10 protein-coding genes and 1 pseudogene are annotated in these 13,609 nt (G+C 70.6%); 2 read left to right on the top strand and 9 right to left on the bottom strand.

The window, feature by feature from the left end:
* The 3 genes from ACFC06_RS11135 to ACFC06_RS11125 form a co-directional block, all read right to left on the bottom strand.
* On the bottom strand, positions 1-1,419 hold the full coding sequence (locus tag ACFC06_RS11135) for a family 2B encapsulin nanocompartment shell protein (RefSeq protein ID WP_375929614.1): 1,419 nt from the start codon (positions 1,417-1,419) through the stop codon (positions 1-3).
* 249 nt (positions 1,420-1,668) lie between these two features.
* Positions 1,669-1,827: a hypothetical protein gene (locus ACFC06_RS11130; RefSeq protein WP_375929613.1), complete on the bottom strand. Its 159-nt coding sequence runs from the start codon at positions 1,825-1,827 to the stop codon at positions 1,669-1,671.
* A gap of 554 nt (positions 1,828-2,381) precedes the next feature.
* Complete coding sequence (locus ACFC06_RS11125) at positions 2,382-3,134, bottom strand: hypothetical protein (RefSeq protein WP_375929612.1); 753 nt, start codon at positions 3,132-3,134, stop codon at positions 2,382-2,384.
* Between the two features lie 458 nt (positions 3,135-3,592).
* Here ACFC06_RS11125 and ACFC06_RS11120 point away from each other — a divergent pair, with 458 nt between their 5' ends.
* Positions 3,593-4,702 (top strand): helix-turn-helix transcriptional regulator, encoded by a 1,110-nt coding sequence (locus tag ACFC06_RS11120; RefSeq protein WP_375929611.1) that lies wholly within the window; start codon positions 3,593-3,595, stop codon positions 4,700-4,702.
* Positions 4,703-4,774: 72 nt separating this feature from the next.
* Here the strand turns inward: ACFC06_RS11120 and ACFC06_RS11115 are convergent.
* Positions 4,775-5,518, bottom strand: a pseudogene (locus ACFC06_RS11115) (alpha/beta fold hydrolase); the annotation flags it as partial.
* A 713-nt stretch (positions 5,519-6,231) separates the two neighbouring features.
* Between ACFC06_RS11115 and ACFC06_RS11110 the strand changes: the two are divergent.
* Complete coding sequence (locus tag ACFC06_RS11110) at positions 6,232-6,633, top strand: hypothetical protein (protein ID WP_375929610.1); 402 nt, start codon at positions 6,232-6,234, stop codon at positions 6,631-6,633.
* Positions 6,634-6,646: 13 nt separating this feature from the next.
* On the opposite strand, the gene ACFC06_RS11105 is transcribed toward ACFC06_RS11110, so the two are convergent.
* The 5 genes from ACFC06_RS11105 to ACFC06_RS11085 all read right to left on the bottom strand — a co-directional run bounded on the left by ACFC06_RS11105 (position 6,647) and on the right by ACFC06_RS11085 (position 13,344).
* Positions 6,647-7,729, bottom strand: coding sequence for a hypothetical protein (locus ACFC06_RS11105; protein WP_375929609.1), 1,083 nt, complete (start codon positions 7,727-7,729; stop codon positions 6,647-6,649).
* Positions 7,726-8,421, bottom strand: coding sequence for an acireductone synthase (gene mtnC, locus ACFC06_RS11100; protein ID WP_375929608.1), 696 nt, complete (start codon positions 8,419-8,421; stop codon positions 7,726-7,728). Before mtnC ends, ACFC06_RS11105 begins: the two co-directional genes overlap by 4 nt.
* Positions 8,418-8,993: an acireductone dioxygenase gene (locus ACFC06_RS11095; RefSeq protein ID WP_375929607.1), complete on the bottom strand. Its 576-nt coding sequence runs from the start codon at positions 8,991-8,993 to the stop codon at positions 8,418-8,420. Before ACFC06_RS11095 ends, mtnC begins: the two co-directional genes overlap by 4 nt.
* A 4-nt stretch (positions 8,994-8,997) precedes the next feature.
* Positions 8,998-10,770 (bottom strand): S-methyl-5-thioribose-1-phosphate isomerase, encoded by a 1,773-nt coding sequence (mtnA, locus tag ACFC06_RS11090; protein ID WP_375929606.1) that lies wholly within the window; start codon positions 10,768-10,770, stop codon positions 8,998-9,000.
* A gap of 150 nt (positions 10,771-10,920) precedes the next feature.
* Positions 10,921-13,344, bottom strand: coding sequence for an arylsulfatase (locus tag ACFC06_RS11085; protein ID WP_375929605.1), 2,424 nt, complete (start codon positions 13,342-13,344; stop codon positions 10,921-10,923).
* Between the last annotated feature and the right edge of the window lie 265 nt (positions 13,345-13,609).

The following is a 13,609-nucleotide window of genomic DNA, read 5'->3' as shown; positions in this document are numbered from 1 at the left end:
TCAGCCCTCGGCGCCGAGCTGAACGTTGTCGAGGATCGCGAGGGCGTCGGGTACCAGCACCGCCGCGGAGTAGTAGGTGCTGACCAGGTAGGAGATGATCGCCTTGTCGTCGATGCCCATGAAGCGCACGTTCAGGCCGGGCTCGTACTCGTCCGGAATCCCGGTCTGGCGCAACCCGATCACGCCCTGTGCCGCTTCGCCGGTGCGCATCAGCATGATCGAGGTGGTGCGACCGGCCGAGGTGCCGATCTTGTTGCACGGCAGGATCGGGACACCTCGCCACGAGGGCACCCGATGCCCGTTCAGCTCGGTGCTCGACGGGTAGATGCCGCGGCGGTTGCATTCGGCCCCGAAGGCGGCGATGGCCTTCGGGTTGGCCAGGAAGAACGCCGGCTCCTTCCACACGAGGGCGAGCAGTTCGTCCAGGTCGTCGGGCGTCGGAGCACCCGTGCGGGTACTGATCCGCTGCCGGGGCGCGGCATTGTGCAGCAGCCCGAAGTCGCGATTGTTGACCATCTCGTCTTCCTGGCGTTCGCGCAGGGCCTCGATGGTCAGCCGCAGCTGCTGTTCGATCTGGTCCATCGGCTTGTTGTAGAGGTCGGCGACGCGGCTGTGCACCCGCAGCACGGTCTGCGCGATGCTCAGCTCGTATTCGCGCGGGGACAGGTCGTAGTCGACGAAGGTGCCGGTCAGCTGCTGTTCGCCCTCGTGGCCCGAGGCGAGCTCGATCGAGCTCTCGCCGTGCGGGTTGGCCCGCTCGTCGGCGACCGCGTCGTCGAGCTGGGCCGCCCGCACGTGCTCGCTCAGCCCGGCGATCCGCGCGCCGACCTCGGCCAGCGCGCGCTCGGTGAGGACCAGGCAGGTGCACGCGGTGACGGCTTTGACGGTGAAGTCCCACGGCTGCGCGTCGGCGCCGAGGATCCGTTCCCCGAAGAAGTGGCCGTCGGTCATGATCTCGAGCACGGTCGGCTCACCGTAGGCGCCGGTGCCGAGCTTGTCGGCCTTGCCGTGGGCGAGGACCACCAGTTCGCCGGCGGGACTGCCCGCCTCGGCGATGATCTCGCCCGCCTCGTATCGCCGTTCGGTGAAGGAGTCCGCGAGCGCCTGTAGGGCGGCGTCGTCGGGGTAGTGCCGCAGGCTGCGCAGTTCCCGCAGGTCGGGTGCGAGAATCCGCGCCTCGCCCGCGGTGTCGTAGCAGGTGATCAAGCCGTCGCCCACGGTGTAGGTGAGGCGGCGGTTGACGCGGTACACGCCACCGTCGGCCTGGACCCACGGCAGCAGTTTGAGCAGCCACCGGGAGGTGATGCCCTGCATCTGGGGCACGGACTTGGTCGTGGTCGCCAGGTTCCGCGCGGCGACCGTGCTGAGGCTCAGCTGGGCGGCGATGGTTCCGGAGAGTGGTTCAGCCAGTTCAGTCATGAGTTCTTCCTGCTTCGAGAGACATGGGAGAAACGAGATGACGCACCACAGCGGGACGAATCAGTTATCTATCCGCTACTGATCGTGGCAAAAACGATGGTAGAACACCGCGCCTCGATCGCGCGGGTAAATCAGCATGAAAACTGTTGTGCCAGAACATCTTTCTAGATGAGAACAGTGCGTCTGCCGATGGGTTCGCGAAGAGGTGCGACCGTGTTCGGCGCGGGGTAGCGAATGCCGATCGATTGCTCATGAGCGCCTCGCCGCGATCCTGGCCGCACCGGCGGTCACGACGACCAGCAGCATCAAGGTGAGGGCCCAGCGTCGCTGCTCGACCACCACCGGCTGCGCCGCCACGGCCCGCGGTTCCGCCGCGGGATAGGTGACGAGCCGGGCGGAGGTGGGCACCGGAGTGGGGGACGGTTCCGGCGGGGGTGATGGGTCGGGCTCCGCGATCGGTGGTGGTGACGGGGGGACTTCCGGCTCGGGCGGCATCGTCACCGGCGGCGGAGGCGGGGCCGCGGGCAGCGGAGTCGGCTCGGGGATCGCGACCGGTGGCGGCGGCTCCGGAACCGGCGGTGCGGGAACGGATGTGGTCGGAGCCGGTGGCGGCGGTTTCGGGATGCGCGGCGGCGGAGCCGGCGCCGGGAGTGGAAGCGGGGCCCGCGGATGGTCGAACGGGCGGGCGGGGACGTGTAGTTCCAGGCCGCCGCGCGGCGGTACCGGAACCGGGACCGTCGGGCGATCCCGTGGGTGACCCGGCAGCGGAATCGCCGGCCCACCGAACCGGGGGACGGCAGGAACCTCGAATGTTCCTGTCGGCGTGGGGATCACCGGAGCCGATGTGGTGGGCGCCGGGGCGGCGATCGCCTGCCCGCCGGACACGGTACCGACCGATCCGGGCACGACCAGGCCCGCGCCCGCCAGCAGGCCCACCCAGATCACCCTGCGCCCCGGCCCGTTCATGTCAGTTGCGCCAGCACGGCGTCGAAGGCGGCCGGGCCGACGGCGGCGGCCCGGCCGTAGGGATTCTGCAGTTCGAAGATGGTGAAGATCATGAACGTCACCACCGCGGCGAAACTGGCCACCACCGCGACATGCACGCGTGCGCTGGTGCCCGCGAACAGCAGCGACAGGCCCACCGACAGAATCGCGCCGAGTGCCAGTGCCAGCCACATCATCGGCGACAACGCGCTACCCGCCGCCTCGATCCTGGCCTGGCGGGCCTCGTAGACCTCCCACAGCCGATCGGCCGCCGCGATCTGACGTGATCGCTGCCATTCGTCGGTGGCGGGACTGGTGGCGATGGCGGTGCGCACCGCCGACAGCCTGCTCCACGCCGTATCGTCGACCGGCGCCCCGGAGGACATGGCAGGCCATTCCACCTCGATCACCTCGCCGGTGTAGCCGTGCACGGCAGTGGTGATGGTGCCGCGGGCCGGCTCCGGCAACGCGTCACCGGCCCACTGGAGGGCGAGCAGTCGATCCGCCTCGTCCGAGGCCGCCTTCGCCGCGCCCGCATTGGCATCGAGCACGCCGATGAGCAGAAACGACGCCAGGACCACCTGCAGGCCCGCGACGAGGGTGAACACCTGGCCCACCGACTCGTTGGTGGCGTCGTCGTCGCGACCGTTGCCGCGCTTGCGCAGCAGATAGGCGGCGGTCCCGGCCAGTCCGGCGACCATGATCACCCACAGCAGTGCTTCCCAGAGCATGTCTCGGTAGTCCTTCGTCGTCGAGGGGCGATGATGCGCGCCGGAATATCACCAGAGAACTCGTGCGGAATGTCGCGACCGTCGACCACGGAACCGTAAGGGCGACAACGGCATCGAGAGTAGGTCGCGGGCCGGGGGCGGCGCAATGCTCGGGCAAACCGTCGACGCGCCGCCGCGACGCTTGCCGGTGGACCGATATCGGCAGGCGGGAACGGTCTTCGTGGCGCCCGATCGCCCGGGCCGCCCGCGCCGTCCTGGCACGACATCCCGGCGAACCTGGCACGGAATGCGAGTGTCGTGCGCGCGATTCACGGGCCGTCCCTGGTACGCGAATTCCGCTGTTATCCTTCGTGTTTCGAGAGCAGTTCCAGTTGTCGACGGGTGTGTTCGACCGGTGACGGATCAGTGATTTCGCGGTCCGTCTCCGGCGCCGAGGCACCCCTGCGCGGAGGTGGGATATGCACAGCGGAACAGACGCGCACACAATCGCCGCCGAACACGGTGGCCGCCGTCCGGGCCGGGCGGAGGGGGAGCCGGGCCGCCGGGTACGCAACGGCGCGGTGTCGTTCGGGGCGAGGCAATCGATGAGCGAATCGGTGCGGCCGGAGGCCACCTGCCCGCTGGAACCGCTGTGCCCGCCCGACAGGCGCGGGGTGAACCTGAGCGGGTCGCGTGATCTGCAGCGGGTGGCCTTCGGCTGTCACCTGCGGGCCGGTGAGGATTTCGCCGCCACGCTCTGGACCGCGAGCACCGGCGCGGTGCTGGTCGCCCGGCTGCGCACCTCCGACATCGTCACCGAGCGCGACGCCGCGGGCGCCGAGGACCACTACAGCCAATACCTGCAGCTGGGACTGGTACTGGCGGGCCGGGTCACGCTCGAACAGCAGGGGCACCGGTCCACCGCGGTGGCGGGGGAGGCGTTCGCGCTGTGCCTGGACAGCCCGTTCCGGTCGGTCCTCGCGCGCGGCGACACCGCGGCCACCGATGTGCTCTACCTCTATCTGCCGGTGAGTTCCCTGGCCGCGTGGGGTCTGGACGCCCCGGCGGCGGGCGGCCGCTCCTGGCCGCTGTCGCGCGCCGCGATGTCGGTTCTCACGGTGGCGCGGGACCTCACCTGCGGTGCGACCATGCCCGGTCATCTGCGCATCGTCGCGCGCATCGACGAGATCCTGTTCCGTGCGGCGGTGGTCGCGCTGCTCGAACGCGATCTCACCGACGCGACCAGGGAACTGACGGCCGAGGACGTGCTGCGCCGGCGCGCGGCCGACTTCATCGACCGGAACTTCGCGGACCCGGCGCTGAACCCGGACGCGGTCGCGGGCAGGCTACATGTGAGCAGGCGAACCCTGTTCCGGGCGTTCGAACTCCAGGGCACCTCGGTCGCGCGACTCATCCGCACCCGCCGCCTGGCCGCCGCGGCGAGCGCGCTCTGCGACGGCACCCGCGGCCTGCGCGACATCGCCGACAGCTGCGGCTTCCGCACGGTCGACCAGCTCTCCCGCGCCTTCCGCGCCAAATACGGCGTGACCCCGGCCGCCTACCGCACCACCCGCCGCGGGAACCGCTGACCTCCCGGCGACCGGCACCGGCTGCGGGACGCACGCCGACACCAGCCCCGCCAGCATGGTGGCCACCTGCTCGGGGTGGGTCAGCGCGGCGCCGTGGCCCGCGCCCGCGACGGTGCGCACGGCCCCGGCGCCGGGCAGCCCGGCCGCCAGCAGGGCGCACTTGCCGGTGGTGCTGTTCTGGTCGTGCTCCCCGCGCAGCACCAGCGCGGGCACCCGGATCTCACCCAGGCGCTCGAGCACCGAATCGCGGTCGATCAGGCACCGCGCCGCCGGACGGATCGCGGCGCGGTCGGCCGCGAGCCACCGGTCGATCCACGGCCGCCACATCGCCGGATCGTCGCCGCCGATCAGCCGGGGCGCGAGCCCTTCGGCCAGGGGTGCCAATTCGCCTGTCCCACACCAGGCATCGAAGAAGCCCTCGTAGTCGGCCGCCTCGTCGGGCGTGCAGGCCCCGGCTTCGGTGTCGAGCAGGGCGAGCCCGTACACGCGTTCGGGCGCACTCAAGGCCATCCGTAATGCCGTGTATCCGCCCTGGCTCATTCCGCCGACGATCGCGCGTTCGATTCCGAGCGCGTCCAGTACGCGGAATCCGTCGGCGGCTTGATCCCAATAGTCGAATGCGGGTGTGTCCCCGGTGCGGCCGTGCCCGCGCGCATCCCAGGTGACCACATTGATATCGGTGTGCCCCAGTATTCTCCGGATCGGATCGAACATCGATTGATTCATCAGGAATCCGTGTGCCAGCAGCACGGTGGGGCCGTGGACGGCGCCCGTGCGGAAATGGATGTTCACCGAATCGGAGTGCACGAAAGGCATGGCCGAAACATACAAGTCCGGCGGGGTGTGCGGTCCGGTTGCGGCGAATATGTGACCGCCTGTTGCGTGTAGTTCCGGAGGGGTGTTTTCACTGGCCGGTGGTGGTACCTCACCGGGGGACGACGGTTTCCGGGTCCCGGTGGACAAGAGTGTTCCTGGTCGATTGGATGAGAAGTGCACCGATATTCATCTCGAATCGGAAAACGGGGAACACAGATGAGGGTGACCGAGCAGGGGCAGGACGCTCACATAAGTCTGGCGGCGGCGGGTGACAGCGTGTCGGACACATTCGCGGTCTGCGACGCGGAGGGGAGAGCGCTCTGGTACGGCCCCTTCGTCGAGGCCGATACCGATCATCCACGCGGCGACCGGCTCGCCGCGACCATGGGCGCGGCGGGTCGCGCGATCTGGCTGGCCGGGCGCGCCGGCGAAGACCTCGCGCTGTCGGGGGCCACCTTGCATCTGACGGTGAGTGAGCCGGGACTCGACGTGGTCACCCTGGCCTGCACCGCGTCGATGGCCGGGCTGGCGCTCGACATCATTGTCACCGACGACAATCCGGCACTGGACTGGTGCCATGCCTTCGGCAGGCTGGACTGGACCGCGGGCCCGCTCACCGGCCTGGTCGACCCGCCGAAGCGCAGGCGACCCCGGCCCTCCGGTCGATCTCCGGTGGACTCGACCAGCAGACCGAATCACAGGAAAGGCCGCTCATGCCCGAACACGCTCACGATCCCTGGACGGAACTGCGCTCGGCCCTGGAGAGCCTGCTGCTGCACGACGCGATCGGCATGGACGCGAAGATGCGTCACGCCGTGGCCGCGGTCGTCCATCTCGCCGTCGACACCCCGCACGGCCCGCCCGAGGACGCCGCGGAGTTCCTCGGCCGCCTCGACGCCTCCTGGCTGGTGGCCGCCTGGCTCGGCCACGACACCGAACTCTCGCTCATCGCCACCCTGGCCGCCGGCGAGATCCCGGCGCTGTCGTGGTGCGAACTGATGTTCACCACCACGCTCGCCCCGTGGTCGACCGGTCCCGTCGCGGTCCACGCCCGCCGGGTGTTCGCGACGGTGCAGCGCGGCAAGCTGGGACCGGTCCGCGCCCACGTCGGCTGAAAAACGGTGCGCGTCAACGCTCCACGACGGTGACGCCGAGTTCGCGCAGCCGGGCGACGACGTCCGCGGGCACGAGTTCGCGGGGGAGTACGGTCAGGCCGCTGATGTTCGTCACGACGGCCACGTCCCGGCGCAGGGCGAGGGTGGTGATGTCGGCGTAGCGGGTGCGCAGCAGATGGGTCCGGGTCTGGTAGACCAGGGCATCGGCGCCGAACTGGGTGGCCAGGACCGACCCGGGAACCGCGTGCCGGACGGTCCGCGCGGCCTCGGGCCCGGGCCTGCGGATCGCGCGGACGGTGCCGTAGACCATGATCGCGAACATCAGGATCGGCAGCGCCATCCAGCCGGGCCCGACCAGCCAGCCGATCAGTCCGGTGGTGGCGACGGCGCCGAATCCGAACCGGAGCAGGACCCCCGGCCGGGCGAGCGGTTCGCGGATCTCCGCGGCGAACAGGGTGCGCGCGGTGGTCTCGTCGGCGACCAGCGCTGCCTGCGGGTGCAGCAGGGTGGGCAGTGGCGGCAGTGGTGGTGGAGCGCCGTGCTGGGGATTGCCGCGATGCCAGATCAGGTGGCGCAGGTGCTCGGCCATCGGCGCGGGGAACAGTTCACGCGGGAAGGTGAGCCGCAGGCGGTTGTCCACCTGCAGCACCACGACCGCGCCCGACGTGCGGACCGCGCTGATCCGTTCGTAGTCCAGCCGCACGTAGGAGTGCGCATCGCCGATATCGAGCGCGTCGGGCCCGAGCTGGACCGCCATGGTCGCGCCCGGCGCGCAGATCACGTCGAAGGACCGGCGCAGCCGCCGCCGGGCGGTCACGAAGCCGAGCACGGGCGTGCCGATGCCGACCACCGGTGCCGCGACGGCCAGCAGCCACATCTCGCCGATGACCGCCATCGGCACCAGCACGACGAGCGCGAGGGCGAGCGTGAACAGCGGACCCGGACGCAACGCGACCCGGAGCGCACCCTGGTTCGCCAGCCGGGCGGCCGTGCCCGGCACCGCGGTGAACACGGTGTGGGGACGCGGCGGGAGGGGCAGTGCGGGCGCCGGATGGATCCACCGGGCGTCGACGTCGGGTGCTCCCGGCAGGGTCATCGGCGAGGTCCGGTGACGTCGACGTCGGCGAACGAGCTCACCCAATCATGCGGCGGCCGTGGCTGATTCGGCTCGCCGGGCCGGTGTATCCCGACCACCTGCCAGCCCGCCGTGACGGCCGCGTCGAGCTCGTCGGGATGATCGGACAGGAACAGGATCTCCGCGGCGGGCACCACGATGCTCTCGGCGATGAGGTCGTAGGACGAGGGCTCGCGTTTCGGGCCCGCGCTCACCAGGTCGTAGTGGCCCGCGATCAGTCCGGACAGGTCGCCCGGTTCGGCGAAGGTGAACCAATCCCGTTGGTTGCGTTCCGATCCCGAGGAGTACACGTACAGCGCGAGTCCGGCATCGTGCCAGGCGGCCAGCGCGGGCGCCACGTCGGCGAAGAAGCGCCCGTGCAGCGCGCCCGCCCGGAAACCCTGCGCGCAGATGGCACCCTGGGCGGCCTTGAGCGGTTCGGCCTTCACATCCGATTCCAGCCAGCCACGCAGGATCTCGGCGACGCGCTCCGGGTCGGCGTCCGGCTCACCGGCGAGCTCGCGGGTGCCCGCGAGGACGGGATCGGCGGCGCCGCCGATGTTCTCGGCCAGCCAGGCGGGCAGCCGGGCGGCGGTGTAGCCGTAGAGGTCGGTGCGAACCGAATCGGTGGGGCTGGTCGTGCCCTCGATGTCGAGGACGATCGCCCGGGTCACGAGGCGGCGAGCAGGTCGTCGAGGGTGGGGAAGCCCGCGCTGATCTTGTCGCCGGTGAAGTCGCCGATCCAGCCGTCGGCCTCCTCGAAGAAGCGGATGGCGATGAAATCGGGGGTGGTGCCCATGTCGAACCAGTGCAGGGTGCCCGCGGGGACCGAGAGCAGATCGCCCGCCTCGCAGACGGTGGCCAGCACGGCCTCGCCCAGGTGCAGGTAGAAGCAGCCGCGACCGGCGGCGAAGAAGCGCACCTCGTCCTCGGCGTGCCGGTGCTCGTCGAGGAACTTGGCGCGCGCGCCCGCGGCGGTGGCGGGCCAGTCGGGGTTGTCGGCGTCGGGGTGGATGCGCGCGATGTCGATGTGCCGGTACCGGCCCGAGGCATTGAGTTCGGCGATCTGCGGGGCGTAGTGGGCCAGCAGGGTCTCGGAGTCGGTGGTGGCGGCGTCGTCGAGCACGGGCCAGTGCGAGTAGGCGATGCCGTGCTTCGCCAGTTCGGTGCCGATCTCGGCGGTGTCGGTGGTGCGCACGCGCACCTCGGTGGCGTCGCCGGCGGCCATCACTTGCAGCAGGGTCATGTGTCTATCCGATCTCGGGAGGCAAGGCAGCGGTGGTGCGCCCGGTGCGGGCGATCAACTCGCACAGGGCTTCCAGGCATTCGGCGCGATCGCGCGCCTGGGACAGAGTGTCACCCCAGGTGGTGATGCCGTGCCCGGTGATGCACAGAATCGGTGGGGCGGAAGGGTTCTCGCGCAGGAAGGCTTCGATGTCGGCACCGATGCGCGGCACGTCGGGCCAGTTCGGGAACACCGGGATGCCGACGGCCGACGGGTCGGCCACACCGAAACCCTTGAGCAGTTCGAAACCGCTGACGGGCACGATGCGCACCTGCTCGGCCGAGGGCACGGCCGTGGTGGCGAAGGCGGTGGCGAAGGGGGAGTGCACGTGCACCACGGCGCGCGCGCCGGTGGTGCGGTAGACGGCGGTGTGAATGCTGGTCTCGGCGGAGGGTTTCCGGTGCTGTCCCGGCCGCGCGGTCGTATCGGCGATGGCGACGCGCACCATATCCTCTTCGCCGAGTTCACCTTTGGACAGGCCGCTGGCGGTGACCAGGGCGTCGTCGGCCACGCGCACCGAGATATTGCCCGCCGTTCCCGGCATCCACCCGCGCCCGTAGAGCTGCCGTGCGATGGCGGCGATCGCCCCGGCCGCCTCGACGCCGGAGTCTGTGGCACCGGTGGTTGTCGCGGTGGCGGCCTGCGTGGTGACCGACGCCGTCACGTCCGCGGGGGTGGCGACAGCGCGGCCGTTCGCGTCGAAGCGGTCCGCATTGCGGTAGACGACACCGGTTTCGGTGACCACGGCGGTCACCAGGTCGGCCGGGGTGACGTCGAAGGCCGGGTTGAACACGGCGGTGCCTGCCGGGGCGGTCTCGACGCCGCCGAATCCGGTGACCTCCGTGGCGGCGCGCTGCTCGACCACGATCTGCGCGCCGGTGGCCATGGCGGGGTCACGGGTGGATTCGGGGGCGACCACGACGAAGGGGATGCCGTGGTGGCGGGCGGCCAGGGCCAGGGCGAAGGTGCCGATCTTGTTGGCGACGTCGCCGTTGGCGGTGATCCGGTCGGCACCGACCAGGACCGCGTCGACCTGACCGGTGGCCATGGCCCAGGCGGCGGCGGAATCGATGGTGAGCCGGTGCGGGATGCCCGCCTCGGCCAGTTCCCAGGCGGTGAGCCGGGCGCCCTGCAGCAGCGGGCGGGTCTCGTCGACGATCACGTCGGCGACCGCCCCGCGCTCGTGCAGCACCCGCAGCGCGCCGATCGCGGTACCCACCGCGCTGGTGGCCAGGCGACCGGTATTGCAGTGGGTGAGCAGGCGCAGCGGCCGGTCACCGCACAGGCGCTGCACCAGGTCGGCGGCGTGGGTGGCGGCGGCGAGGTTCACCCGGCCGTCCTCGGCCAGCAGGTCCAGAGTCTCGGCGAGCACCGCATCGGCACCGTCGGCGATCCGGGCCCGCACCCGCTGCACCGCCCACATCAGATTCACCGCGGTCGGCCGGGCCGCCGCGATCCGATCCGCCTCGGCTTGCACCGCGGCCACATCGACCACGCCCGTCGAGCCTGCCTCCGCACCACTGTCCGCCGGACCGGTCGTGTGGGCGCGCGTCGCGATGACCACACCGAAGGCCCCCGCGATGCCGATCGCCGGGGCGCCGCGGATCGCGAGGGTGGTGATCGCGTCGATGATCTGGTCGACGGTCTCCAGGCGCAGTTCGCGCACCTCGTGCGGCAACCCGCGCTGGTCGATGGTGAGCAGTGCTCCGTCATCCCAGGTGAGCGAGCTGTCGTCCATCCTCGTCCTTACCTAACGTCCCCGTAGTAGTGCCTGGTCAACGGTATCCGACACCACCCGGCCGCTACTCCCGGCCCCGGACAGGTGATCACCCGCTGTGGCGGCCGTGTCCGGGGCCGACCCTGTTCTTCGCGGTCGGAGAGCGCGGGTCTACTCGGCGACGTACTCCGCCTCCCGTTCCACGGCGTCGATGGTGGTCTGCGGGACCTGGATGGGGCCGGGGGTGTAGGTGACGGCCCGCAGCGCGCCGGTGTAGCGGAAGGAGCCGCGGCGTTCGCGCAGGTCCCACGACACCGGGCCGCGCGCGTCGACGCCGACCGAGATGCCGGTCCACGGTGCCATGCCGACGAGCTGCACCTGATCGGTGAGCTCGGCGACCGCGACCCCGTCGGCTTCGACGACGAAGTCCCAGCGCAGGTGCGGCCGGATCGCCGCGCGCACGGTGATCACCCTGGTGCCGCTCGGCAGCGGGGCCGCCACCGAGGCATAGCGGCCGTAGCTGTTGACACCGAACACGACCTCGTCGTTCTCGACATAGAGCAGGTACCCGCCGAGCGGATCACCGTGCGCGACGAGTACACCCTCGTCCCCCGCACGGAATCCCTCGCTCACCGGGACGGCATCGGCGTTGCGGCCCGCCGCGTCCGCGCTGCCGGACGTGCTCGCAGTGTTCGGTGTGGCGCCGATCGCCGGGGTCGCCCCCGGTACCCGTCGACCGGTCAGGTCGGCGGTGATGGTGAAGTCGCGGTAGGCGATGAGTCGCTGGGAGCGGTAGCGCTCCAGGGTGGGGGTGCCGGGCAGGAGCCGGACCGGTGCGGCGAAGCGGGCCTCCTCGGGCCGGCGGCGGAACAGGTCGGCGCGGGTCAGCAGCGGGAACACCGTGTTCGCCCAGGCTGATTCGTCCCAGGCGGCGGCGAGTTCGGCGGCCTTCTCGGGATACCGCGCGGACAGGTCGTGCAGTTCGGTGGGGTCGGCGCGCACGTCGAACAGCTGCCAGTGCGGTGCGTCGATATCGGCGTCGGCCTCGTGCAGCGAGAGCAGTTTCCAGCCGTCGCGGTAGAAGCCGCGGTGACCGGTCATCTCCGAGTACTGCTCGGTGTGCCGGGTCGGCGCGGCCGGATCGCGCAGCAGGTCGGCGGCCGAGACGCCGTCGAAGTCCTTGGCGGGCAGCCCGTTACGCACGCTGGGTCGTTCCAGCCCGGCCAGCTCCAGCAGGGTGGGGGCGAGGTCGGTGACGTAGGCGTACTCGTGCCGGATGCCCGCGTCGGCCTCGGTGCGCGGCAGTCCCTTCGGCCACGACACGATCAGCGGCACCCGCACGCCACCGGCGAAGGTCTGGCCCTTGTAGAACCGGAACGGGGTGTTGGACGCCTGGCCCCAGCCGCGCGGATAGTGCACGCCCAGCTTCGCGGTGCCGATCAGGTCCTCGTCGTGCGGCACGTCGCCGATCCACTCCGGATCGTCGATGTGGGCGAACTCGGCGAAGTAGGACCGGGTGCCCTCCGGGCCGCCCTCGGCGGTGCCGCCGTTGTCGGAGGTGAACACGATGATGGTGTTGTCGAGTTCGCCGAGGTCCTCGAGCAGATCGACGATGCGGCCCAGGCTCTGGTCGATGCTGTCGACCATGCCCGCGTACACCTCCATGTACTTGGCGTAGCGGCGCTGCTCGTCGGCCGAGAGCGAATCCCATTCCGCCGCTTCGTAACCCGGTTCGGTATTGCGCGGCTTCTGCTGGGTGCCCGGCGGGAACAGGCCCTGCGCGAGCTGCTCGGCGAACCGCTTGCGGCGCAGCTCGTCCCAGCCCTCGGCGTAGCGGCCCCGGTATTTGGCCTGATCCTCGGGCTTGGCCTGGAGCGGTCCGTGCATGGCCACGTGCGCGAAGTAGAGGAAGAACGGCTTGGTGGCGTCGTGGGCGCGCAGGTCCTTGATGTACGACAGCGCCTTGTCGGTGAGATCGTCGGTGAGGTAGTAGCCCTCCGGGTATTCCTCGACATCGACCACCGAGCTGTCGGAGACCAGCTGATTCGGGTAGTAGAAGGAGTTCAAGCCTTCCAGCGAACCGTAGTAGCGGTCGAAACCGCGCTGGGTGGGCCAGGAATCGCGGTGCGCGGCCGGGTTCATCGTGGCGTCGCGCACCAGATGCCACTTGCCCACCGCGTAGGTGGCGTACCCGTTGCCGCGCAGGATCTCCGGCAGGGTGAGCACGTCGTCGGCCAGTTCCAGGCGCAGGCCGGGGTAGCCGGGATCGGCATTGGCGACGAAGCCGAAACCCGCACGGTGGGAGTTGATCCCGGTCAGCAGCGCCGCGCGCGAGGGCGAGCACAGCGGGGTGGTGTGGTAGTTCGACAGCCGCACACCGCGCTCGGCCAGCCGGTCCAGCGTCGGGGTCTCGATCTCGGAACCGAACGGGCCGATGTCGCTGTAACCCATGTCGTCGACGAGGACGACGACGATGTTGGGCGCACCGGCGGGCGCGGTCGGCGGAGAGGTCCACTGCGGGGACGACCCGGCGGACGTGCGCGCGGCCGTGCCGCCGAAGGATTCGTAACCACGGGCATGGGAGGGGACTGGCATACTCGCAGTAAATGCGGAATCCCCGCAGGTCACCAGGGTTATATGCACGGTGCGCGCAATCGGTGACCGCCCCGGGCACACCTTGTTAGCGTTCCAGCCATGCCCACGAACCAGCCCGCCGCTCCCCGCGAGGAGCGCACGCAGGACCCGTCCTGCTGCTGTTCGTGTCGCGTCCCGCGCGGCTGACCCGCCGCGGTGTGCGGCCGTGTCGAGCCGACTGTTCCCCCGCCCTGCCGGTGCGTGTGTGCGCGCCGAATCCTCGAGG

Origin of the sequence: Nocardia sp. NPDC056064 (assembly GCF_042266925.1) — a bacterium.
In the GTDB taxonomy this organism is placed as follows: domain Bacteria; phylum Actinomycetota; class Actinomycetes; order Mycobacteriales; family Mycobacteriaceae; genus Nocardia.
This window is presented reverse-complemented; position numbering and strand designations above follow the sequence as displayed.

Coding starts and splice junctions, on each gene's coding strand:
- ACFC06_RS11135 (WP_375929614.1), bottom strand. CDS start 1,419: ATGACTGAACTGGCTGAACCACTCTCCGGAACCATCGCCGCCCAGCTG.
- ACFC06_RS11125 (WP_375929612.1), bottom strand. CDS start 3,134: ATGCTCTGGGAAGCACTGCTGTGGGTGATCATGGTCGCCGGACTGGCC.
- ACFC06_RS11120 (WP_375929611.1), top strand. CDS start 3,593: ATGCACAGCGGAACAGACGCGCACACAATCGCCGCCGAACACGGTGGC.
- ACFC06_RS11110 (WP_375929610.1), top strand. CDS start 6,232: ATGCCCGAACACGCTCACGATCCCTGGACGGAACTGCGCTCGGCCCTG.
- ACFC06_RS11105 (WP_375929609.1), bottom strand. CDS start 7,729: ATGACCCTGCCGGGAGCACCCGACGTCGACGCCCGGTGGATCCATCCG.
- ACFC06_RS11095 (WP_375929607.1), bottom strand. CDS start 8,993: ATGACCCTGCTGCAAGTGATGGCCGCCGGCGACGCCACCGAGGTGCGC.
- mtnA (WP_375929606.1), bottom strand. CDS start 10,770: ATGGACGACAGCTCGCTCACCTGGGATGACGGAGCACTGCTCACCATC.
- ACFC06_RS11085 (WP_375929605.1), bottom strand. CDS start 13,344: ATGCCAGTCCCCTCCCATGCCCGTGGTTACGAATCCTTCGGCGGCACG.